Origin of the sequence: Fluviispira multicolorata, from assembly GCF_009208585.1 — a bacterium.
Classification (GTDB): domain Bacteria; phylum Bdellovibrionota_B; class Oligoflexia; order Silvanigrellales; family Silvanigrellaceae; genus Silvanigrella; species Silvanigrella multicolorata.
Map to the genome: position 1 here is coordinate 121331 of NZ_WFLN01000006.1, position 24129 is coordinate 145459.

Genomic DNA, 24129 nt, shown 5'->3' on the forward strand with positions numbered 1-24129 from the left:
ACATTAAGACGATTTTACATCTAAGGCAAGATCGAAAGAGAAGGTTGTGCCACATTGGTTGACAGTTCTGCAGCTCGTGTTAAACCAATCCCTGAGCCTAAGGTTGGAGTTGACATGTGTTGAGGACATGGTTTCTTCTAAGTTGACACTTTCCTGCTACGATCGAGAATTTACATTTGTTTTAAAGGAATATGACATGAATTCTGAAAATCTTAATAGAACAATAGAGGGAGCAACTGTTCAAGGACCTACAGACGACTCAGATAACGCTGCTATTACGAATGAAAAACTTCTTAGTTTTTCTTCGTGTCCTGAAGAGTTTAAATTATTTATCGAAGACACAAGTTTAGAAAAACTTGTTTATTGGAAACTTCATAACTTATTTGAAAAATTCGATGAAGATTCTCCAAATGATATTTTAAAAACAGTTTTAGCTCATGTTGAAAGACCTCTTTTTGCTCTTGTCCTTAAAAAGACAAAAGGAAATCAAAGTAAAGCTGCAGACGTTTTAGGCTGCAACAGAAATACACTCCACAGAAAATTAAAAGAATTTTCTATTGAGCCGCGCGATTTACGCCGTGCATTGCGTAACTCGGAACGCTCAGCAGCAAAAGCAACTTTCAACTCTCGTTTAGAAGAAAACTCTGCTGAAGCAAGACAATAATTTTATTTTGTTGAGTGTATAATATCTATCCGAAATCAGTTTTGCTTTCGGATAGATTTTTTAAAATAGATGAATAGGTTTTAAAATGAATTCTACACCACAAAATACGCCTAGTATAGCTGGCCTTCCTCACTCCAGAGAAGCAGAACAAGCCGTTCTTGGTACCATTCTTGCAACACCGTCAAGTGTATTTGGTCACACAGATAAACTTATTCCTGAATATTTTTTCGATCCACAACACAGAATAATTGTTTCTGCAATGCGGGAACTTGTTGCAGAAAACACACCTGCTGATGTTACTTTAGTTTATGGAAAACTCAGAGAAAAGGGTGACAATTTAAAAGCCGGAGATCTAGAAGGAGTTCGTAGACTTCTCGAATTTAATGCCCGCCCTGAATTACTTGGCTATTGGCTTGATGAAGTCAAAAAATATTGGGAGCTCCGACTTGTCATTGAAGCCTGCGCAGAAATCGTAGGAAGAGGGAAAAAAGTTGCGGGGGCAAATGTTGAAGAATTTTTAAGTTATGCTGAATCTAAATTTGTTCAATTAGCTGAATCAAGAATTACAACCGGACTTATCCCTTCTTCAAGCGTAGTAAAAGATACAATTCTTGATCTTGAAAAATTATTTCAAAACCCTGGTAAAGTAACAGGTGTGCCGAGCGGATTTGTGGATCTCGATCGAATTACAGCTGGATTTCAACCTTCTGATTTAATTATTTTAGCCGCAAGACCTGCTATGGGTAAAACATCTTTAGCATTAAATTTTGCTGCTAACGCAGTTTTTCTCCATCAAAAATCAGTTGCATTCTTCAGTTTAGAAATGAGTAATTCACAGCTTATGCAGCGTATGCTAGCAACTGCCGCTAAAATCGAATCTCATAAATTTCGAGATGGGAAAATGACAAGCGAAGAACTCGCTCGGCTTTATCCAGAAGCAGCTTCATTTCAAACAGATAAACTTTTATTAGATGATTCACCTGGTATTAGCATTATTGACTTAGCAAGCCGTTGCCGAAAAGTAAAAAGAGAGAGAGGCTATCTCGATCTCATTATTGTTGACTATCTTCAACTCATGTCTGCAGGTGCTGCGCATGGAAAAGCTTCACAAAATCGTGAACGAGAGATTTCAATCATCAGTATGGGTCTTAAATCTTTAGCAAAAGAACTCAATTGCCCAGTGATTGCCCTGTCTCAGCTTAACCGTGGCCTTGAACAAAGACCTGACAAAAGACCACGTCCTTCTGACTTACGTGAATCTGGCTCAATTGAGCAAGATGCAGACCAAATTATGTTTGTTTATAGAGATGAAGTTTACAATAAAGATACAACCGAAAAAGGAATTGCCGAAATTATTATTGGCAAAAATAGGCACGGTGCCATCGATACTGTAAAACTCGCCTTTCAAAATAGTTTCACATCTTTCCATAATCTTGCACGCTTTGATAGCTAATTTTTTCCCATATTGTTATAAATTTTCTCTTTTTCCAAGACTTATTTTTTCTATCTTTTCTCCGATGAATTGAACACTTGACACTTTCATTCCAGATGGAGAGTGAATTAGTGAATATGTCACCTTTTGAAAAAATTGAAGTTATCTTTTTATACAAACCTTATGAAATAAACATTTCCATAAATGAAATTTCTTCATTAAAACTTATTTTAAAAAATTGCTCTTTAGAAGAAGCATTTTCAACAAAAAAATATGAATCAGAAAATTTAAAATTATTTGTTTTGACACCAAAACAATACCAAGAGAAACATACGCAAATTAAAACATTTTTAAGACATGGTGAAAACACAAAACATGTTGGATTTTTGATTATAGAAAATCTAAATGAATCAAAACAAAACAGAAAGAAAAATATACAAGAAAACAACAAAGCAATAAATGTTTTTAATGAATTGTCCGCACCCTATACTAAAAATCATTTTATGCAAGAATTAAAAAACTCTATTTATTCTTTATTTATTTATGCAAGTTCTGACTATCTATCTTCTTTTTCTATATTAAGAGATATTGAAAGCAATGCTCTAAAAGAAATCAGTCAAGCTATGACAAGTAAATCATTTTTAGCTGGAGATTTTCTAAATTTAGTTCTTAAACAAAGCATGAAAATTTCTGGAGCTGATTCAGGTTTTATTATCATTAAAAAAGGATTATTTGATGATAAAAATGATATAAAAGAATCTAATAAATTGAGCCAAATTAAAAATCAAAAATTTATCCTGAAATATAAAATAAATCTCAGTCAAAAAATAACATTAAAGAAAGAAATTTTTGACCCTAAAAAATCAAAAATAACTAAACTCCTTTGTGAAGAAATGATTGGTATTTCTTGGCATGAAGAAAGTAATATAATTGTTTCAAAAAATAAAAAAATCAAATCAACAAGCAGTCCTTTATCTGAAATTGATTTTGATCCAAAACATTATAAAATTAAGTCATACTGTGCTTTCCCCATTCGACTCCCCTCGACAGAGGTTGATGGATTTATTATTTTATTAAATAAAAAAATTTCTGAAGATCTTATATTAGATAAAAAATCAGATATCGATAATTATGTAACCCATTTTACTGCACATGATTTGAATTTACTCGAATCTCTAGCCAATCAATCAGGCATTGCTCTTGAACATGCAAAACTTATTCACGACTTAAAACAAGTGTTTGAGTCTTTTACAGCAGCAAGTATTATTGCAATAGAGTCTAGGGATCCCTCCACAAAAGGTCACAGTGAACGGGTTGCCACCCTAACGGTTGCATTGGCCGATGCAATCAATCAAACTCCCACAGGACTTTATGCTGCACTCCAGTTTTCTAAAATACAAATCGAAGAAATTCGTTATGCATCACTCTTGCATGATTTTGGAAAAATTGGTGTGCGCGAACATATTTTGCAAAAAGAAAAAAAATTGTTTCCCTTTGAATTAGAAAAAATTCAATCCCGATTTTCTACTATTCAAGATAAAATGTATATTAATATTCTTGAGTCTTATTTAAATAGTCTCATGCTAAAAAAGACAAATCCAACAGAAGAAGAAATTGCAAAAATCAAATTTGAAGTTAAAAAAGTTTCTGAAAAATTAGAAAATTATTGGAAAATAATTCTTGATGTCAACGAACCAGCACTTTTAAGTGTCGAGACATTTGAAAAAATTTCAGAGATTGCTGGCTCACAAATTATTATTGGCGAAAATTCTGTTCCTTTATTGACGCCCCATGAAATAAATCTTCTCAGTATTAAAAAAGGATCGCTCAGCCAACAAGAACGCATTGAAATTGAAAGTCATGTAACTCATTCTTATAATTTTCTTGTGCAAATCCCATGGTCAAAAGAATTAAAAGATCTTCCTGAGATTGTTTATGGCCACCACGAACGTCTTGATGGTTCTGGTTATCCACGCAAATTAAAAAGTAAGGAGATCCCCGTACAAGCCAAAATGATGGCAATCACTGATATTTACGATGCCCTCGTTGCCCGTGATAGACCTTATAAAAAAGCAATACCTTATGAGAGAGCTCTCAATATTTTGGAATCTGAAGTAAAACTTGGTAAGCTTGATGCAGCGCTCTTTAAAATATTCGTCGAAGCAAAAGTGGGTGAGCTGACGCTCGAAGCAAGTATGGACGATAGGCCTTCTTCAGTGGCATAAACGAGGAAATTATGAAATTCCTGTCTTTTCTTATTTTTACTTTATTCATTCTACCTTTTTCTTTATTTGCACAGAGCAAAATAATAAAAGCCTGTTCAGACAATAGAGGAGAATATCCAAATGTGAATTTCGTTAAGGGCAAAACATTTGGAGTGTGGATTGATATTATAAACGAAGCTTTACTGCGAATGAAAAGCGAATCTGATAAATATGACTTCTCCTTGTCTGTCACAGGTATTCCTATTACTAAATGCCAAAGTGAACTCACTAAAGGAAAATACGATGTTATGATAACCACATCGTATAATAAGCGAAGAGCTAGTCTTTTTTATTTCCCACCTGAATCAGAAAAAGAATCAAAACCTTGCTCCTCACCTTTTAAGTTTGCTTGCAATGGTTTTGTTGTCATTTCACCAAAAAAAGTAAATAAACAAGAAAATCAATATGTATTTAATGGAAAAATAGAGAATCTCCCCGATCTCGTTTTTATTGATAAAGGACGTGCTATTATTGGAGATCTCGAAGAAAAAGGAATTATTCCAGAAGTTTCAGAAAAAAATGAGGTCAGTATCAACCGTATGCTACAAGAAGGTGGTGTAGCAATTACAAGCGTACACAGCGGAATAACTCTTGCTCAAGATCCAAAGTACAGTGATAAAATTACATTGCAAAAAATACCTCTTACAATCACTTCCTATTATATACCATTTTCTAAAAAAACTAAGTTTACAGAAGAGGAACGAATTGCATTTTGGAAAAGTGTAGCATCAGTCAGCAATGATAAAGCTTTTCTTAATAAAGTGAATCGTAAATATAAATAAGAATGAAACATTAATTGTGATTATTTATTGAGGGAAATTAGTACTTAATATCCAACTATCATGCAACCATTTTTCCGTTTTGCGATGTCCAGGGAACGAAATCCAAACAATGTCTCTTTCAAATATTATAACTTTATGATTAGTACCTACTATAATCCAAAACCATTTTTTATCTTTTGTATTCTGCATTTTCACTTTCATGCCTGAAATTTTTAAATTAACTATTTTTTTATAATCCATGGTTTGGATTTGTTCATCATGCTTGTCTATCCAACTTATTTTAAAGGAAGAGAGAAGGTCTGGAGCGTGCTCATTTAAAAACTCCATTGCTATTTCTTCTGCTTCTTTACTAGAAGGCAAATTACCTGTAGCTAAAGAAGTATCCATTTGAGTGAATCCTTTTAAGTATCCTTTTTTGCTAACAAGCAAGCTAAAATGCTCTCCCATAACACCAGAATTTATGCCATCAGAACGTTCATAGCGAATTAGCTCAACATTTTCATTATCACTTTTAACATCTATTTGCTTAACTTTTTTAGTAAATTTTTTTGGAATTTGAATATGTAATTTGCTTTGACTTTGTTCTGTAATTTTGTTCATAAATTTTTCTTTCTCATTTACAGTTTGTGCTGAAGAATATTTCATTAAAATTAAGGTTATAAAAAATAAAGATAAAAATTTGATAAATTTAAAATGCATTTATTATATTTCCTTATTTATGTTACAGGAAAAGAAATTTTAAATTTTAAATTTTTTGATAAAATCATAACAATTATGCCCAATATAATAAAAGAAATTGGAACAATATTTAATATTATTAATCCAAACTTTGAAAAATAATGTGCACTCATCGGGGCTATGCTTGCCCCTAAAAATAGCATAAAGCTATAAATAGAAAGGGCAAGACCTCTATTTTGTATGGTAGATCTTCCTGCAATGGTCGCTATTATACTTGGAGTTGTTATGGAAACTCCAGCAGTTAAAATCGCGCTTGCAATAAATAAATTAATTGCATTACCAAATATACTAAATATAAATGCTAATATAGTTATTACTAATCCAATTTGTGTCGCAACATATGATCCAAATTTATGTATTAGCGGAGAAGCTAAAAATGCAAAAAACAGCGTCGGTAAACCAGCAAAACGGAGAAATTGCATATTTATACCCAGATCAGCGCCTAAAGTCTGCATGCCAGCATGAAAAGAAACAAAGCTAAACAAAACGGTCGAAGCAATACACCATGACACTAAAATAGATGGATCTTTTAATAAAGACAAAAACTGATTTTTTAAATTAAAATCTTTCTTTTGTAATGGCAATATATGCTTTGGAACGACAAATAATAATCCTAAAGCACCTGCTAAATAAAAAGGAACAAATACTAGCATTGCTTCGGTAATATTAAAGCCAAGCCAAGTTGTAAAAAGCTGAATAACAGGCGCTGAAGCTAAAAATGAAAGGCTTATTAACGAAATTCCAATTGGGCGCTTTTTACTTTCGAGTGTTTCAGTGACGAGTGATAACGCTACCGGAGGAAAAGATGAAGCTATAAAACCTTGAATAGCCCTTGCAATAAGCAAAAATGTAAAATTTGGCGATAAGCTTACAATAAAAGTTGTTAGTGATAAGAGGCAAAGTCCTGAAACCAAAATTGTTTTTCTTCCATACTTGTCTGACAGAGAACCTAATATTAAAAATCCAGCGGCATATGAAAATCCAAAAACAGAACTAACAAGCGTTGCCTCTGAAGTTGTTACATTAAATTGAGATGAAATATTTGAACTTATGGAAATTGGCACATATAATTGTCCAACTACCAATAAGGCGCACCCCATTAAAATTATCATAAGTATGTAATGGATCATTTTCATTATTAAGTTCCTAAATTATAAATTGTTAAAACCTAATTCTTAATATAAATAACTTATTAGCTTCAGTTGCGCAGTTCCTTAAGAGACATGTCACTTCTTGAATCAATGTATATTCTGAATTAAATATTTATTTAATTTAATAATTTTTAATTGTCAATTTAAAAAATTTAAAAAAGTTCTGTGATCCCCGAAAAGTGAACGATTAGATTTTGATCATTATCCCATACCAAATTGATTCATTATAGAATTGGGAGCGAAATAAGTTGATGTTATAACTCTCTTCACCCTCTTATAAAATAAGCCCCTTAAATTTTTAAATTTTAAACTTATGTATAACTTTTTTTATAATAAAAATTTTCATTCATTTATGAAGACTATAAAAAATGAAAACAAAGCAACATACTCTAGCACAGTGAAATATCATCCAAGATCACGCCTGAAGAAGTTTGGCAGATATGGAAAAATGTAAATACTTGGCCAGACTGAGAAGTGGGATTAGAATTTTAGCAATTTTCTGAAGGAAGTTCTTTTGAAATAGTACAAAGATTTTTTTACCCCCAAAAGGTTCTTCAGAAACTCTAATAACAACATTACTTGATATAAAAATGAATCAATTTTTTAAAGATAACACTCAAATTCCTCTAGATGCTATTGAAGTACAAAGAAGCAGATGACTTTAATTTAAGCCAGAAAATTGAAGCAAATATTTATGAAGAAAAAATTCCATTTTTTGAAAGCGCATTATTAAAAAAATGGCAAAATGGATTACATGATTCTGTCAAAAATATTATTAAAAATAATCATTCTACAAGCGCTCTAAACTAGAACCTGCATATTTTCCAATTGCCTTCCATTTCATTAATAAAGTGACAAATTAAAATAGGGTTTCTATAACAATATTATTTTCAATTTCATTTAAGTTTATTCTCCAATATTTATATAATAATTAACAAGTATAATTAAAATTAATACCATTTTATTGGTTTAGTAGACAATGATAATGGATACTGAAGCTGATGTAATAATAAAATATTAAGTAGCAATAGCTTAAAATATTATTTCAATAAATTCCGCAAATTTAAGGGAATGCAAAAAATAAATTATACTGTCACTATTTTACGAAAATGAAGAGTACGAATATAAAGTAATGCTGAAAGAATTAGAATTATTGTACAACTTATAAATAATACTGATCTGCCAAACTCTTCATAAATTAATCCACCTATAAGAGGTCCAAGGAAGAATCCAGCTTGTTTAATTTCTGAAATTCCAAAATAAGTTGCTTTGTATTTTTCCGGAGAAAGGTCATTTAATTTTATTTCCATCTGGGGCGAAAGTAAGGCCTCCCCACATGAAAAAAGAAGTGTACCAATTAAGAATTTATATTCACCCAAAATTGGTAGTGAAAACATGAAAAAACCGGAAATGAAACCTGCAAATCCCAAAATCGTGATTCTATACTCAGCTTTAAGGGTTGATTTGAACGTTAAGAATAAGACTTGAATCAAAGCAATAGTACCACCATTTAATGATAAAAGAAAACCAAACTTAATAGCTTTAGTTTCAATTGAAAGTACAAGGGGCATCATTGACTCATAAACACCAAAGACAAAAACTATTGCAAATGATGCGATAATCCATACAAGTAGATTTTTATTCTTGCACAATTGAAACACTGCAGACCAGATAATCGAAGATCTTTGTTCAGACTTTACCGAACAATGAATAGTTTCTGGAGATGGCTCTATAAATAGAAAAAGAATTAAGAAAAATGTATATATAAGAGAACATACTAAAAAAGTTTTTTTTGCAAAAAAATCGTACAAAAATACTCCAGCAAGAGGTCCTATCATACATGCAGCATTTATCAGAAAAAAATTGACTCTGAGAAAATACGGTAAACGATCTTGAGGACATGTTGAAACTAGCAATGCTCGAATTGATGAACCAAAAAAAGATTTACCTAATCCAAAGAGAACTTGTGAAATTGCAAATTCTGTTACAGAATTGCTGCGAGACATCAAAAAAAAGGATAATATCTGAAAAAGTAATCCAATTTTTAATGCTTTTTCATGCCCAATTCTATCTGCAAAAGCTCCAAAAAAAATAGTGGTTGTACAAAGAATAGCAGGCCAAATTGCGCAAATTATACCAACACCAAATGCAGTTAGTTTGAATACATTCATTGCATGCAATGCAAGAATTGGGAGCATCATAAAGTTTGCTAAAACACTTAAAAAACCTCCAATTAATAGCAGGAAAGGAAACAACCGGTTTTTATTAAAGTAAATTTTACTCATTACTGCGCAGCTTTCTAGTAATTTTGTTACACAAAAATCAATACAACGTTATTTAAATATTTTGCAATTTCTTTTTTAAAAGGAACCTTTTAGTATAAAGAATTGCAGATAAAGCTAACAAGAATGTGCAACTCATAAAAAGCGTTTTTCGGCCAAAATGATCATAAATAAAGCCACCTATAATAGGTCCAAGAAAGAAACCAGCCTGCTTAATTTCCACAATTCCAAAATAAGTCGCTTTGTATTTTTTAGGGGATATATAATTTAGATAGATTATGTTATGAATTAAGCCCAAAAACTTCTATTTTTGTTAAACTATTACTTTTCGTTGACAACAACATAACTATTCTTCCAATAAATATTAATCATTATACGCAGTCCAAAAAGTTTCTTCCAAAGAATAGATTACCAATAACATAAAGTGCTTTAAAAAAGAAATCAGGTACAAAGTTTTATAAATTAAAATTATTCATGTAAAAGGTATGCAGCATCTCATCTTCACGACTAATAAAAAAGGAATGCTGCATATGCCGAAGAAAGTAACTCATTTTAATGAAACTTTAAAGGGACTTCTTAAGAAAAAATTAACCGCGCAACTTCTAAGAAGACTTGCTATAATTCTGCTCTTTTTAATAGACATTAAAGTGAAAGAAATATCAGTGGTATTGAAGTGCAGCCCCAAAACGGTGTACCAAACAATACGAAAATTTAAATCGGATGGAATAATGAATCTTCTAGAAAAGTCGCGTACGGGTAGAAAAAGTTTGTTAAACTTAGTTGAGGTTAAAGATTTAAAAAAACAGTTAATTTTAAAAAATTCTCAGGAATCACATACAAAAGTTGTTCATGTTGAAATTATTAAAAATCTTATACTTAAGAATAATGGTAAGAAGTTTAGTAGATCTGACATTTATTCATTTTGTAAGAAAATAGGTTTAAGAAAAGTCAAGCCTAGACCAGTTCACGTTAAAAATGATCCTGAAGTCATTGCAAAATGGAGAAAAGAATATCCTAAATTTTTAGATAAGGTAAAAAACAATTTTCCGGATAAAAAAATTGTTCAATATTATCAAGATGAAACTAGATATGGACAAAAGACAATCACGTCAGGAATTTGGAGTCCAAAAGGGGTTCGCCCTGAGTATAAAAATGAAAATAGTTTTTTAAATTCTTGGATATATGGAGCAATAAATACTGAAACTGGGAAAAGATTCGGGCTTGTTCTGCCAACTTTAAACAGTGAGAATATGCAGATATTATTGAATGCTTTTTCAAGAAAAATAAAGAGAAGTGAACATGTACTAATGATATTGGATGGCTCAAGAGCGCATAATAATTGCAAGATTGTTGTTCCGAAAAATATTACTTTACACTTTCTTCCTCCCTATAGTCCGCAATTAAATCATATTGAAAGATTGTGGAGTTATTTAAAGAGAAATCATTTGTCTTTTAGATTATACGAAAAAATAGACGATATTATTCAAGCAGGGAGCGATGCATGGAATAAATTAACCGATAAAATTGTCAATTCCATCGGATTTTCTCAATCAAGAAAACGATGTGTGGAACATTTTTAATGGACTGAGTATTACATAATGTGCTACTGTTGGAAGCGTTTTCAGCAAGTGAGTGACAATTTAACCAATGCCTTTTCCTTCTTCTTCAATAAAATTGAATCAGAAATCAGTGTTTTAACAAATTCAACACACACCGCTCATGTCATGAACCAGCGCGAAGAATTTATTGTGATGAAACGATTAGCGCAGTTATATGTTGACGACAAATTATCAGATGAAATGAATTTTGGATTGGTTCGAAAAAAGGCATTTGAAATTTTATCCAAAGAAGATCTTCTCAATAAAGTTTCAGCCATTGCTAAAAAACCAGCGCAAGAAGAAGATTTTTATTGGCAAGCAGCAGATAGTCTTAAACGTAAAATCACATCAAATTTGCAACATCTTGTTGCGGCGCTTGATTTCTCTAGCACAAATCCTGAAAATCGATGGATGGAAGCATTGCGATGGATCAAAACAGATTTTCCTCGACCAAAACAATCGGCTCCATTTACAGATGAGTGTCCAGATAAAACCATACCAATAAAACTATTGCCGTACTTAAGTAACAAAACAGATAATAATTCTGAAAAAATTAATCAATCTCGTTACGAATTTTGGATATATAAACAGATCAATTACCAATTAAAAAAAGGCTCAATTTTTTTGGAAGATAGCCTGCAATACCGCTCACTCAGTCAGGAATTAGTTTCACTGGAAGAAAAAGAAATATTAATCAAACAACTTAATATTTCTGCGCTTACTCAGCCAATAGACCGGCAGTTGGATAGTTTATTTGCGGAGCTGAATGGGCTTTGGGAGGTTTTCAATAAGGAATTAAAAAAGACAACCTTAAACATCTCCGTTATGACGATAAAGATAAAACATTACATTGGCAGAAACCCAATATTAAAAAAGATGAGAAGCTTAAATCCAGATTTTATAAACAAATGAAGTTGTGCGATATTACCGATGTATTGAGATATGTAAATAAACGTTGTGATTTCATGTCTGCTTTTACACATATTCAACCACGTTACAGCAAACAGCCAGCTAAAGAAGAATGTTTAATTGGAACTCTTATTGCACAGGCTATGAATAACGGTAATCTGAATATGGCTGACATTTCCGATATTCCATATGCTGTGTTACATGAAACACTTCAATCTAGAATTAGGCTTGCCACGCTTAAGAATTCTAGTGATTTAATCAGCAATGATATTTCTAAAATGCCTATATTTCCATTTTATTCATTTGATCTTGAATTGCTTTATGGTGGTGTGGATGGGCAAAAACTTGAGGCTGAAACCCCTACCCTTAAAACCAGATATTCTAAAAAATACTTTAGAAAAGGCAAAGGGGTTGTCGCCTATACATTACTTGCCAATCACGTGCCCTTGCAAGTCGAATTGATTGGCGCAAATGAGCATGAAAGTTATTTTTTTATTTGATATTTGGTACAATAATACCTCTGTAATATCGCCAGACATTATGACTGGAGACATGCACTGCATCAATCGAGCAAACTTTGCCATCATGCATTGGTTTAATGGTAAGTTGTACCCTCGATTTTCAAATATTGAAGCGCAACGAATCCATTTGTTTTCTGAAATAGATAAGCCTGAATATGCAAAATATTTAATCCAACCACGTGGGCAAATAAATCGTGATTTAATTGAATCAGAATGGCCAAATTTACAGCGAATTATTGCTACCTTAGGGCTAAAAGAAATGACACAAAGCCCATTGATTAAAAAACTTTGTACTTATACTCAAGAAAATCGCACACGCTTGGCCTTATTTGAATTTGATAAATTGATTCGAAGTATTCATACTCTTAAATATTTTCTTGATCCAAAAATTCAAAGAAATACCCATCGTTCTCAAAATCGTGTTGAATCTTATCATCAGCTGAGGGCTGCAAATGCTCAAGCATATGGTAAAAAACAGCTGATAGGCAGAACAGATATTGCGCTTGAAGTCAGCAATCAATGTGGCCGGCTCATTGCAAATGCGATTATTCATTACAACTCTACAATTCTATTAAAATTACGAGAAAAATATGAAGCGGAAGAAAACAAAAAAGCTCTAAAATTATTGCGTAAAATATCTCCAGTTGCTTGGCAGCACATTCATTTCCAAGGGCATTTTATATTTTCTAAAGAAAACTTGATTGATTTGGACGAAATTATTAAGCAGTTAACGCTTGGGGCTTAGTCTACAAAAACAAGGTCGTGGGAATTTCTGGGGTTTGCGCTTAGAACCCCTTAGAGCTTAAAATCAAGTAAAATTTTATTTAGCATAGAGGGGGATGAAGACACAAAAGAAGGAGCTACTCGTCTCACTAGAAAAGGACTCGTCAAAAGGAGCTAATTCTCTAGTCGGCACAATCAGCATAATTGCTAAAAAAAGAAGTTCAACAGCAAGACAGATACTGACAAGATCTCAGATGCAAAAAAAGGGCAAGATGCTAGCCCAAGTGATTAAGATAGTTTAAAAATGATTGTGGTATTCCTATCTATGTGGCCCCTGTAATGCTGGAAAGTTAAATTTACGATGTTTTCAAAAAATAAGTTAGCAAAACTCATGGAGAAGTCTGGAAATACCTTGAATGAACAGACAAATCAAACAAAAATTCAAAAAATAAGCCTTGTTAATGTCCCTCGTATTAGGAGAAATTGCCCTTGTTTGAACAAACTTTTAAAAATATTGATGACATTCTGCATAAGGATGCAGGTTGTGGCAGTGAGCTTGATTATGTGGAACAAACTTCATGGATTTTATTTTTAAAATATTTAGACGACTTTGAAAAAGATAAGAAAATTGCGGCTGAACTTTCAGGAAAAATTCACAATACCATAATTGACAGAAAATTCTGCTGGGCTATTTGGGCAGCACCTAAAGAAAAAGATGGGAAAATAGACCATAATAAGGCGATGACAGGGGATGATTTAAAAGATTTTGTTGATCATAAACTTTTTCCCTATCTAAAAAAATTTAAAACAGATGCAGAAGCCGCAGACACTATTGAATATAAAATTGGGGAAATATTTAGCGAATTAAAAAACCGAATACAAAGTGGCTATAATTTGCGAGAAGTCATCAACAGAATTGATGACTTGCGTTTTCGTTCTCATGCCGAAAAGCATGAAATGTCCCATTTATATGAAGATAAAATTAAAAATATGGGCAATGCAGGTCGTAATGGTGGAGAATATTATACACCTCGACCACTGATTAAAACAATCGTAAAAGTAGTGGCTCCAGTCATTGGAAATAAAATTTATGATGGGGCTGTGGGATCTGCTGGGTTTTTATGTGAAGCATTCGAATATCTAAAAGAAAGCAAAAAATTAACTACGAAAGATTTAGAAATACTTCAAAAAAAGACTTTCTACGGAAAAGAAAAAAAGTCTCTCGCTTACATTATTGGCACAATGAATCTGATTTTGCACGGAGTTGAAGCACCTAATATTATTCATACTAATACGCTTGCTGAAAACTTGTCTGATATTCAAGAAAAAGATCGTTATGATATTGTTCTGGCAAATCCCCCTTTTGGAGGCAAAGAACGCACAGAAGTTCAACAAAATTTTCCAATTAAAACAGGTGAAACTGCATTTTTATTTCTCCAACATTTTATTAAAATTCTAAAAGCTGGAGGAAGAGCAGGGGTAGTTATAAAGAATACTTTTTTATCTAACACCGACAATGCTTCTGTAAGTTTGCGTAAATTAATATTGGAAAATTGTAATCTGCACACCGTGCTTGACCTTCCTGGCGGAACTTTTACGGGTGCAGGCGTAAAAACGGTGGTTCTATTTTTTGATAAAGGAAGTAAAACAAATAAAGTTTGGTACTATCAGCTTAATCTTGCTAGAAATCTTGGAAAAACAAACCCACTAAACGAAAATGATTTAGCTGCATTTGTGGAATTACAAAAAACGAAAGCTGAGAGTGAAGATTCTTGGACGATAAATATTTCCGATGTAGATAAGTCTTCATTTGATTTGTCAGTTAAAAATCCTCATAAAAAAGACGAAAAAACTTTAAGAAGCCCCGAAGAAATATTGGACGAGATCGTGATGCTGGATGCACAAAGTAAGCAAGTACTTGAAGCCGTTCGAGGGCTTTTATGAATAAGAAATTGCCCGATGGGTGGGAAGTAAATAAATTGGGGGAGATTTGCTCTTTTTTGAGTAGAGGAATTTCACCAAAATATCTTGAGCAAGGGGGCGCTTGTGTTCTTAATCAAAAATGTATTCGTGATCATAATGTTAGTTATGATCAGGCGCGTAGGCATGATTTAAAGATTAAAACTGTTAGTCCTGAGCGTTTCATTCAACTTGGTGATGTACTGGTTAATTCGACAGGAACAGGAACTTTGGGTCGTGTTGCTCAGGTTCGAAATATTCCATTTGAGCCAACAACAGTTGATTCTCATGTTACCATTGTCCGCCCAAAACCAGGCAAATTTTTTCTTGATTTCTTTGGTTATATGCTTGTGTTTATTGAGGAGCTAATTAAGCAAGCTGGTGAGGGTTGTGGCGGTCAGACAGAGCTTGCTCGCTCAGTTTTGGCGAATAAATTTTTAGTTAGTTATCCAACATCACCTATAGAACAGAAGAATATCGTCGCTATTCTAGACGAAGCATTTTCCGCCATTACTATTGCAAAAGAAAATATAGAAAAAAATTTGTCGAACAGTTTAAAAATTTGTGAATCATATTTGGACAATGTTTTAGATAATTATAGCGGTAAATTTGAAAAAAAAACATTGGGTTACGTTTGCGAAAATGTAGAGTATGGAACTTCAAGAAAATCAGAAAAAATAGGCAAAGTAGCTGTTTTAAGGATGGGAAATATTCAAGGCGGACATTTGGATTGGAATGATCTTGTTTTTACTAGTAATGAAGATGAAATTAAAAAATATACCTTGAAAAAAAATGACATCTTGTTCAATCGAACAAATAGTGCAGAATTAGTGGGTAAAACTGCAATATATAAGGGAGAATATCCAGCTATTTTTGCTGGATATTTAATAAGAATAAATATTAAAAAAAACTTAATAGACGCAGATTTTTTAAATATCTATTTAAATAGCAAGAGAATAAGAGAGTATGGATTTTCTGTAATGAGTTCCAGTGTTAATCAGGCAAATATTAATGGCACTAAACTAAAAGAATATCCTTTAATACTGCCATCTTTAGAGGATCAAAAACGAATTGCTTCTAAATTTATTTCTATTTCTTTAGAAACCAAAAAACTTGAACTAATTTACAAGGATAAGCTTGAAAAACTGGAAGAGCTAAAAAAATCTTTCCTTGAAAAAGCTTTTAATGGAGAATTAAAAAGAAAGACGCTTCAGAAATTCTTTAACAAGGAATTTAGAGAGGTATCCATATGAATGAAGCAGAAACCAGAGCGGAATTAATTGACCCACAATTATTAAAAAGCGGATGGGGTATTATAGAAGGATCAAAAATTCTTCGTGAATTCAAAATAACTGCTGGAAAAATACAGCTAGGTGGGGGACGAGCAAAGCCTCTTATTGCAGATTACGTTTTGGTTTATCAAGGTCGAAAGCTGGCTGTTATCGAAGCAAAAAGCAATGAACTTGAAGTTGGCGAAGGTGTGGCACAAGCAAAAAATTACGCACAAAAATTGCTGCTCGACACCACATATTCAAGCAATGGTCATGAAATTTATCAGATTTGTATGAAAACAGGTGTCGAGAATTTAATATCAAAATTTCCAACTCCAGACGAGCTATGGGCTAAAACTTTTGCCATTAAAAATTTATGGAATGAAATATTTAATCAAACTCCATATGAAGATATTGGAGGATCAAAGGGAGCTCGTTATTATCAGGAAATCGCCGTTAGCAACGTCATGACAGCAATTGCAGAAAATAAACAACGAATTTTACTAACTCTGGCAACAGGAACAGGAAAAACTTTTATTGCATTTCAAATCGCATGGAAACTATTTCAAACCCGTTGGAATTTAAATCATGATGGTTTGCGTAGACCGCGTATTTTATTTTTAGCCGATAGAAATATTTTAGCAGACCAAGCCTTTAACGCTTTTTCTGCATTTCCAGAAGATGCTCTTGTACGTATTAATCCTGAAGAAATTGGAAAAAAAGGCAATGTCCCTACAAACGGAAGTATTTTTTTTACAATCTTTCAAACATTTATGAGCGGTAATGATAATAAGTCTTATTTTAGAGAGTACCCATCAGATTTTTTTGACTTTATTATTATTGATGAATGCCATCGTGGTGGTGCAAATGATGAAGGCAATTGGAGGGGAATACTTGAATACTTTTCACCAGCGGTTCAACTTGGATTAACTGCTACTCCAAAACGTAAAGATAATGCTGACACCTATAAATATTTTGGAGATCCTGTTTATGTTTATTCACTTAAGGAAGGCATCAACGATGGTTTTCTAACTCCCTTTAAAGTAAAACGAATTAAAACAACTTTAGATGATTATGTTTACACCTCTGATGATAAAATAATTGAAGGAGATGTTGAAACAGGAAAACGTTATGTTGAAGAAGACTTTAATAAAATTATTGAGATCAAGGAACGTGAAGCCAAGCGTGTTAAAATAATGCTTGATGATGTCGATCAATCTGAAAAAACAATACTATTTTGCGCAAACCAAACGCATGCACTTGCTATTCGTGACTTAATTAATCAATACAAAAAAAGTAAAGATCCAAACTATTGCGCCCGTGTTACTGCAAATGATGGCAAATTAGGCGAGCAATTTCTAAAAGAATTTCAGGATAACGAAAAAACAATACCTACTATGTTAACTACATCACAGAAGCTTTCCACAGGCGTAGATGCAAGAAATGTACGTAACATTGTACTTATGCGGCCTGTGAATTCAATGATTGAATTTAAACAAATTGTAGGGCGAGGAACTCGTCTTTTTGATGGGAAAGATTTTTTTACTATATATGATTTTGTAGATGCGAGTAAAAACTTTTCAGACCCAGAATGGGATGGAGAACCTATAGAGCCAGTTGAATCTATTGATGAGAAGTCAGATCCTGTTCCTCTTGAAATGAAGAAAGAGTTAAAAGAAAAATCGAATGCAAATGATGACCAGCAACAAAATAAAAGAATCAAAATAAAATTACGAGATGGGAAAGAACGTGAAATCCAGCATATGATCTCAACTTCTTTTTGGAGTCCAGACGGTAAACCTATTTCATCAGAAGAATTCCTACAAAATCTTTACGGAACTTTGCCTGATTTTTTTAAAAATGAAGAAGAATTAAAAAAAATTTGGTCAAATCCTATGACAAGAAAGACCTTTCTCGAACAACTTTCCGAAGCTGGATATGGAAAAGAGGAACTTTCGTCTCTTCAAAAATTAGTCAATGCAGAAAAAAGTGATCTTTTCGATGTTTTGGAATTTGTGTCTTTTGCAATGCCCCCAATAACAAGACAGGAACGAGTTGCTAGGGCTCAGTCTAATATTTTTGCTTATTTGGATACAAAACAAAAGGAGTTTTTAGAATTCGTTTTGTTCAAATATATTGAAACTGGAGTAGAAGAACTTGACGAAGAAAAATTGTCCTCACTCGTCGTATTAAAATATGGGGCTTTTGAAGATGCGAAAAAAGAATTAGGGGATGTGCAGAATATTCGTTCAATTTTCATTGATTTTCAAAAACATTTGTATCAACAATCGTATGCGTGAAAAAAAAGAAAAAACAGATATTAATTTGACAAAAAGCGATAAATAAATCTATGAAGCGTTTTAAATCTGGATTTTAAGCACTAACTGCGGAAATTTCTGGGGTTTGCGCTTAGAACCCCTATTCAACTTAAATTTACAGAAGATAGGGAATTTATATTTGTGAAAGTATGAGGTTTGTCATTAATGGAAGTCAATAAAAAAAATACAATGCGAAAGGGAGAAATATTTTCAGATGTTCAAAAATACGGGAATAAAGCTACAGCAGCTGAAATGCTTGGGATTGCGAGACAAAGTATGTATAGAATTTAACCTGCTTTTTCTTAAATCATTAAGGTATGTACTCAAATTTTTCCCCAAACGATACAACACCCCATGTAAACCATAGAAGCAAAGTTATTTTTACTTTTATCGTAACGTGTGGCAATGCTTCTGAACTGTTTTAATCTAGCAAATAAATTTTCTACTAAATGTCGAGTTTTATATAAATGCATATCAAATCCATCATTTGTTTTATCAATAGAATTTTTCTTTTTAGGAATAATGGCTTGAATATTTTTATCTGCTAATTTTTCTCTTATTTTTTTATTACTGTAAGCCCGATCTGCAATTAAATTTTCAGCATTGCTAGCTTCTATGAGTTGATTTCCTATTCTACTGTCGTTGAACTTGTCCTTCACTTAAAATAAAGTCTATAGGATTTCCATGTGAGTCTGCAATCATATGTATTTTACTTGAATTACCACAAACAGCACGACCAATACATTCTTCTTTTTTGCATTTTGAATTTACAGAATGCTGATGTGCTTTCACTATTGTTGAATCTATAAAATTCCATTCATTATCTAATTCTCCTCGAATTTTTAAAAATAACTCGCGCCAAATTCCTAGTTTTGACCAACGATTAAATTTATTAAATACTGTTGAAAATGAACCAAACTCCGTTGGTAGATCCCTCCAGGGAGCTCCTGTTCGTAGCTTCCAAAAAACGGCTTCCATAAAAATCCTAATTCTATTTGAAAAATGAATTTTAAATTCTTTAACCAATGGCGCTAGCTTAGACCACATTGGATCTGTTATCATCAGCCTCAACATGTTTCCCTCTTTCGTTAGACGTAGTAATCCAACTTTTGCGAGAAATATGCCAAAAATCAAGTATTCTCTGATACTTGAGAACACACCCTAGAAATAGTGATCAAAAATTATCTGGATATCTTCATGCGATTCACACAAATATGATTCTTGCTATTGAAATAAAAGATGTAAATTCTGTTCAGTTTCTCGTGAATGAATTATTGTCAAATGAATTTTTATATGACAAAACTCTGATAATAAAATTAAGTGATGAGATAGGTGAAAAAAAATTTGAAATTTATAAATCTTTATTCCTGAAAGATGATACTTTTTCTGATGTAACTTTCTTAATACCAAATGCTGAAGAATATAACCAAGCTTCTCGTAATATTTCTGACTCATTTAATATTTTAAACAAATATGCAAATAATTCATTTAAAGAAATAAATAAATTAATTACTGAAATTTTCTTATTCAACAATGATAAATCATATATTATTTCATCTGGTACTAGTCTAAATAATTTTGGTAGTATTTATATATCGAGTAATTTAAAAAAATCAATTCCTTTTTATTTAGAAGCATTGGTTCATGAATCTTCACATCTATATCTTTTTGGTATTGCATTAAATGATAGTATTGTACTAAATTCTGACGAAGAAAGATATTCTGCTCCATTAAGAAATGATAAGAGAACCATGACTGGCATATATCATGCAGCTTTTGTTATTTCCCGAATAATTTATTCATTTAACAACATACTTAATAATAATATTAATGATGAATCTAAAACAAATAACGAGATAATCATTCGTAAGAAAGAATTAATTTCTAGATTTAGAGGAGGTTATCAGACTATTTTAAAACATGGAAAATTAACAAATCTAGGAAAAGAAATAATTCAATATGCAAATAAATATGTTGAAGAAAATTGAAATTGAATCCTCCAAAAATAAGTTTATAGATTTTTTAGAGAATAATAAATTTAATAATAATATTCTATTTAACAGATCTCTATTAGACCACCTGATAGGAACTTATGAATTATCTTTAAAATTAAAATGCGACTATGATGTCTGTTTGGCATCGTTATTTCATAATATATATGATGAAAATAAAGCATATAAATTTAAAGGAATAAGCGCCAGTAATCTCACCATTATAATTAATCTAATAGGAAAAGAAGCAGAAAATTTAGTATTTTTATTTTTCAATGGAGAGTATAATAAATCATTAAGAAAAAATCTTAATAAGAAAAATGATTATTTTATCATATGTAATGATAAAAAAATAAAAATATGCAAATCTATTTTGATAAAATTATTGGATATTTCAGCTATAAATATTTTAGAACAAGCATATTATTTTCTTAAAAATGACTACGTTTCATCCATTAAAATATTAAATTATATAAAGCCATATGAAACGACTCCTAGACTTCTTTCACCCTTAGTATATGCAGAGGTTAAACGGTGTATTGACTTATGTTTAAACAAGAATTGATTCAAAAAGATTTTTTTAATTTTCGCATCAGCGAATTTCTGAATATATTAAGCATCAACGTTGTCATGATCGCAATCACTTGGTGGATTTTGCAAGATGCACCAAGCTCATTGCCACTTGTTTTGAGTTTAAGCGCAGGCTTTCGCATATTGTCTTATGCTTTGTTGAACTTTCTCGGCGATAGCGTTCCATATAAAAAGATATTGCTCATAACTAAAGTTATAAATTTAGCCTTTGTTGTCTTAATCATGATCTTTTTTAGCACATCTAAATTTTCTATTTATTATGTCTTACCTATTCTTGGCATGTCTATCATAGAGGGAATATCTATGCCCATTGTGATGAGCATTCCACCCAAAATGGTCGCAAAGGAACAATTAGGCAGCGCTATGCGTTTTGAAGGTATGCTGCAGTCCCTGAGTTTTATTTTAGGAAAAGTCATGGGCGGAGCTATCATTGGTATTCTGGGCATACTTTTAAGTTTTATTTCCACTGTAGTTGGATTTATTATTTCAATTATTTTCTGCTCAATGACAAAATTTCCTGCAATAAATAACAACTCAACAGAGAAGTGGCATAAAAAGTTGCTGAATGGCTATACTATGTTGATTAAAAATCCAATAGAGCTCGGAATGGCTCTCACCCTTACTTTGGTTAATTTTTCTTTTACTCCCTTTATTTTGCTGGGCATACCTCTCCTTGTAAAAGATGTTTTCCACGCTTCTGCGCTTTATCTCGGAATACTTGAGGCTTCTATTGCTCTTGGAATTTTTTTTGGTTCCGCCTTCACTGCAAAATATCTTTCTAAAAAATTCCCCGATGATATTTTATGCACATTCTGCATAATAATAGCTGCATTTTGTGTGATAATGCACTCAATTATAGAAAATGTCTGGGTCAGTCTGTTTTGTTTATTTATCTTAGGGCAAGCGATGATCACTTTTAATATAACCTCTAACACCAAACGTATGCTTGCTATGCCTGAAAATTATCGCTCCCGCTTAATAGGCTGTACGAAATTATTTATTGAGGGAGGTATTCCTTTAGGCTTTTTAGCTCTCGGCTTTCTAGTTGAGAGATTTGGCATAAAAACAGCGCTGTTTGTGTTTGGCTGCATTCCTCTTCTCACACCCTTTATTTTATATAAAATACCGAGCTATAAAAAATTAATGCGCTCTGAACTTAAAGACGCAGAGAATTTTTATATTAAACAAGGATATGTGAGCTGATATATGTTAAAATATAATATGAAAATTGTTGATTTTTTTATTGAAAAAATTCTTATCCTGTGAAGAATTTGTATGATCTTTTTTATAAAAAATAATAATTTAAGATCTAATTAAACTCAGCTGCACACATCTTCTACTTGCCATATTCATATTTTTAATGATATCAACTCATTGTAAAAATATAACTGTTACCCAAACTGCTATTTTTCTAGGAATTATTGTTTAAATGCAAATCAAGAGTTTTTTAATTCAATGTATAAGTACTTCACTTGTAATTATGGCTTCACAAAAAGTTCAAGGAGAAAATAAAATGACAGACAAAAAGATCTTTCAAATTTGCTCAGAAGTAGATAAAATTACCTTCAATCCATTCGAGCGCCCAAAAAATTGGATTCATCTCGTTTATTGGAGTTTAGTCTTAAAGCCTTATATAAATAATGAAGAGCCAAGTGAAGGTATTTTGCATAAATTTCATTTTTCACCTGATGGTAAAACTTTTGAAGCAGAAGTTTCCCCAAAAGCAAAATGGCAAGATGGAACTCCTGTCTCTGCACTTGAAGCAGCAATAGGAATTGCAAAAGGTTTTATGTATAGGGATATTTCAGCTTCCGTAAAAGTTGTTGGTACAGAAGAAATAAATATACCAAATGTCGAAGCTAAAAAATATAGTGGGATAAAAATTCTTTCTCCAAATCGGTTTGAACTTATTTTTGAAAGTAAAGTGGAAAATGTTCGCGGTGTTGTTAAAGAGGCACTTCTTCAAGGCTCTATGGGTAATAAGGTTTGGCCAGTTCGTTTAAATAATGGTAATCAATTTGATGTTGTAAGCCGCTACCCTATTAAATTTGAAAACGGACGATATATATTGAATGTATTTGATTATAAAGTTGAGTTAACGACTACTGATAATTGTGCAAATAATGATTTTTATTTCTATGATAGAATGATGGAAGGAGCAAATGCCAAGAAAGAAGATTTTATCGTCAATAAAAGTCCTATGCCACAAACAATGGTAGCTATTTTTAATTCCCAAAGTAAAATTTTTAAAAATAGGGACGATCGCTTAGAAATTGCTTCACTCTTGCGTTACATTAATTCTTCTCAAGACAAGGATAAATATATCTCCGTCCCCGGGCATTTTGTCAAAGGTGAACCAGGTTTTGATGAAAAATACTCTTGGCCAGATAAATTTGAAAACTTCCCAAAGGGAATACAGAAATTAACGATTGCACTTCCCAATAAATTTCCTAGAAAAACCATTGATATGGAAAAACTCGAAGAAGTAGCTGAAAAGGCAAATGTGCAAATAAAATGGGTAACTCGTTATGATAAAGAAGAAGAGTATGCAGGTGCTGATATACAATATTTCTTTGATCGAGTGCAAAAAGATAGACAGGTTTGGATCCAAAATATGGAAAAAGAACCTGCAGTACTTGACTATTTGTCCCATTTTCCAGAAACGCTATCAGCATTGCTCGAAGTCACAAAAACTTCCGCTTCTACAGTTCCTTTAAATGAAAAAGCGCTAAAAGAATTTGCAAAAGCAAGCTTTGAAGAAGTTTCCATAGTACCCGTTATTCGTTATAATTTATACCTATATTCTAAAAAGAATTTGCCTATTCAACTTAAATTTACTGAAGATAGGGAATTTATATTTGTAAAAAGTGAGGATTATAATTAATGGAGGTAAATAAAAAAAATACAATGCGAAAAACAGAAAATTTTCAGATGT

The 24129-nt window shown here is 32.1% G+C and carries 22 protein-coding genes; 17 read left to right on the plus strand and 5 right to left on the minus strand.

Annotated elements, in window-relative coordinates; translation table 11 throughout:
* Positions 1-196 precede the first annotated feature (196 nt).
* The 4 genes from GCL57_RS06940 to GCL57_RS06955 all read left to right on the plus strand — a co-directional run bounded on the left by GCL57_RS06940 (position 197) and on the right by GCL57_RS06955 (position 5142).
* Complete coding sequence (locus tag GCL57_RS06940) at positions 197-664, plus strand: helix-turn-helix domain-containing protein (protein ID WP_211363240.1); 468 nt, start codon at positions 197-199, stop codon at positions 662-664.
* A gap of 85 nt (positions 665-749) precedes the next feature.
* Positions 750-2117 (plus strand): replicative DNA helicase, encoded by a 1368-nt coding sequence (gene dnaB / locus GCL57_RS06945; protein ID WP_152212632.1) that lies wholly within the window; start codon positions 750-752, stop codon positions 2115-2117.
* A gap of 116 nt (positions 2118-2233) precedes the next feature.
* The gene (locus GCL57_RS06950; protein ID WP_246164823.1) at positions 2234-4321 is read left to right on the plus strand and encodes an HD-GYP domain-containing protein; all 2088 of its coding nucleotides are present in this window, start codon (positions 2234-2236) and stop codon (positions 4319-4321) included.
* Positions 4322-4332: 11 nt separating this feature from the next.
* Positions 4333-5142 (plus strand): hypothetical protein, encoded by an 810-nt coding sequence (locus GCL57_RS06955; protein WP_152212634.1) that lies wholly within the window; start codon positions 4333-4335, stop codon positions 5140-5142.
* A gap of 24 nt (positions 5143-5166) precedes the next feature.
* Here GCL57_RS06955 and GCL57_RS06960 read toward each other — a convergent pair whose 3' ends face one another.
* Both GCL57_RS06960 and GCL57_RS06965 read right to left on the minus strand, forming a co-directional pair.
* The gene (locus GCL57_RS06960) at positions 5167-5841 is read right to left on the minus strand and encodes a hypothetical protein (protein ID WP_211363241.1); all 675 of its coding nucleotides are present in this window, start codon (positions 5839-5841) and stop codon (positions 5167-5169) included.
* A gap of 17 nt (positions 5842-5858) precedes the next feature.
* The gene (locus GCL57_RS06965) at positions 5859-7016 is read right to left on the minus strand and encodes an MFS transporter (RefSeq protein WP_152212635.1); all 1158 of its coding nucleotides are present in this window, start codon (positions 7014-7016) and stop codon (positions 5859-5861) included.
* 651 nt (positions 7017-7667) lie between these two features.
* Between GCL57_RS06965 and GCL57_RS14775 the strand changes: the two genes are divergently transcribed.
* Positions 7668-7841: a hypothetical protein gene (locus GCL57_RS14775; RefSeq protein ID WP_161597642.1), complete on the plus strand. Its 174-nt coding sequence runs from the start codon at positions 7668-7670 to the stop codon at positions 7839-7841.
* A 275-nt stretch (positions 7842-8116) separates the two neighbouring features.
* Here GCL57_RS14775 and GCL57_RS06970 read toward each other — a convergent pair whose 3' ends face one another.
* Positions 8117-9316: an MFS transporter gene (locus GCL57_RS06970; protein WP_152212636.1), complete on the minus strand. Its 1200-nt coding sequence runs from the start codon at positions 9314-9316 to the stop codon at positions 8117-8119.
* Between the two features lie 527 nt (positions 9317-9843).
* Here GCL57_RS06970 and GCL57_RS06980 point away from each other — a divergent pair.
* The 8 genes from GCL57_RS06980 (at position 9844) to GCL57_RS15065 (ending at position 18903) form a co-directional block, all read left to right on the plus strand.
* Positions 9844-10893 carry an IS630 family transposase gene (locus GCL57_RS06980; RefSeq protein ID WP_161597643.1) on the plus strand — a complete coding sequence of 350 codons (1050 nt, stop codon included), beginning with the start codon at positions 9844-9846 and terminating at the stop codon, positions 10891-10893.
* A gap of 48 nt (positions 10894-10941) precedes the next feature.
* Positions 10942-11823: a hypothetical protein gene (locus GCL57_RS06985; RefSeq protein ID WP_152212639.1), complete on the plus strand. Its 882-nt coding sequence runs from the start codon at positions 10942-10944 to the stop codon at positions 11821-11823.
* Positions 11824-11876: 53 nt separating this feature from the next.
* Positions 11877-12320 (plus strand): Tn3 family transposase, encoded by a 444-nt coding sequence (locus tag GCL57_RS06990; RefSeq protein ID WP_161597644.1) that lies wholly within the window; start codon positions 11877-11879, stop codon positions 12318-12320.
* The gene (locus GCL57_RS06995; protein WP_161597645.1) at positions 12298-13086 is read left to right on the plus strand and encodes a Tn3 family transposase; all 789 of its coding nucleotides are present in this window, start codon (positions 12298-12300) and stop codon (positions 13084-13086) included. The genes GCL57_RS06990 and GCL57_RS06995 overlap by 23 nt, the downstream gene beginning before the upstream one ends.
* A gap of 467 nt (positions 13087-13553) precedes the next feature.
* Positions 13554-15008 carry a class I SAM-dependent DNA methyltransferase gene (locus GCL57_RS07000; RefSeq protein WP_152212642.1) on the plus strand — a complete coding sequence of 485 codons (1455 nt, stop codon included), beginning with the start codon at positions 13554-13556 and terminating at the stop codon, positions 15006-15008.
* Positions 15005-16276, plus strand: a complete 1272-nt coding sequence (locus tag GCL57_RS07005) for a restriction endonuclease subunit S (protein ID WP_152212643.1) — start codon at positions 15005-15007, stop codon at positions 16274-16276. The genes GCL57_RS07000 and GCL57_RS07005 overlap by 4 nt, the downstream gene beginning before the upstream one ends.
* Complete coding sequence (gene hsdR / locus GCL57_RS07010; protein WP_152212644.1) at positions 16273-18594, plus strand: EcoAI/FtnUII family type I restriction enzme subunit R; 2322 nt, start codon at positions 16273-16275, stop codon at positions 18592-18594. The genes GCL57_RS07005 and hsdR overlap by 4 nt, the downstream gene beginning before the upstream one ends.
* A gap of 183 nt (positions 18595-18777) precedes the next feature.
* Complete coding sequence (locus GCL57_RS15065; RefSeq protein WP_281349646.1) at positions 18778-18903, plus strand: hypothetical protein; 126 nt, start codon at positions 18778-18780, stop codon at positions 18901-18903.
* A 32-nt stretch (positions 18904-18935) separates the two neighbouring features.
* On the opposite strand, the gene GCL57_RS07015 is transcribed toward GCL57_RS15065, so the two are convergent.
* Positions 18936-19271 carry a transposase gene (locus GCL57_RS07015; RefSeq protein ID WP_152212645.1) on the minus strand — a complete coding sequence of 112 codons (336 nt, stop codon included), beginning with the start codon at positions 19269-19271 and terminating at the stop codon, positions 18936-18938.
* On the minus strand, positions 19246-19686 hold the full coding sequence (locus GCL57_RS07020; RefSeq protein ID WP_152212646.1) for an IS5 family transposase: 441 nt from the start codon (positions 19684-19686) through the stop codon (positions 19246-19248). The genes GCL57_RS07015 and GCL57_RS07020 overlap by 26 nt, the downstream gene beginning before the upstream one ends.
* A gap of 74 nt (positions 19687-19760) precedes the next feature.
* Between GCL57_RS07020 and GCL57_RS07025 the strand changes: the two genes are divergently transcribed.
* From GCL57_RS07025 to GCL57_RS07040, 4 genes are all read left to right on the plus strand, one after another.
* Positions 19761-20600 (plus strand): aKG-HExxH-type peptide beta-hydroxylase, encoded by an 840-nt coding sequence (locus GCL57_RS07025; protein ID WP_152212647.1) that lies wholly within the window; start codon positions 19761-19763, stop codon positions 20598-20600.
* Positions 20584-21168: a DUF6817 domain-containing protein gene (locus GCL57_RS07030; protein ID WP_152212648.1), complete on the plus strand. Its 585-nt coding sequence runs from the start codon at positions 20584-20586 to the stop codon at positions 21166-21168. Before GCL57_RS07025 ends, GCL57_RS07030 begins: the two co-directional genes overlap by 17 nt.
* On the plus strand, positions 21150-22397 hold the full coding sequence (locus tag GCL57_RS07035; RefSeq protein ID WP_152212649.1) for an MFS transporter: 1248 nt from the start codon (positions 21150-21152) through the stop codon (positions 22395-22397). Before GCL57_RS07030 ends, GCL57_RS07035 begins: the two co-directional genes overlap by 19 nt.
* Positions 22398-22623: 226 nt before the next feature.
* On the plus strand, positions 22624-24078 hold the full coding sequence (locus tag GCL57_RS07040; protein WP_152212650.1) for a hypothetical protein: 1455 nt from the start codon (positions 22624-22626) through the stop codon (positions 24076-24078).
* The last annotated feature ends 51 nt before the right edge of the window (positions 24079-24129 follow it).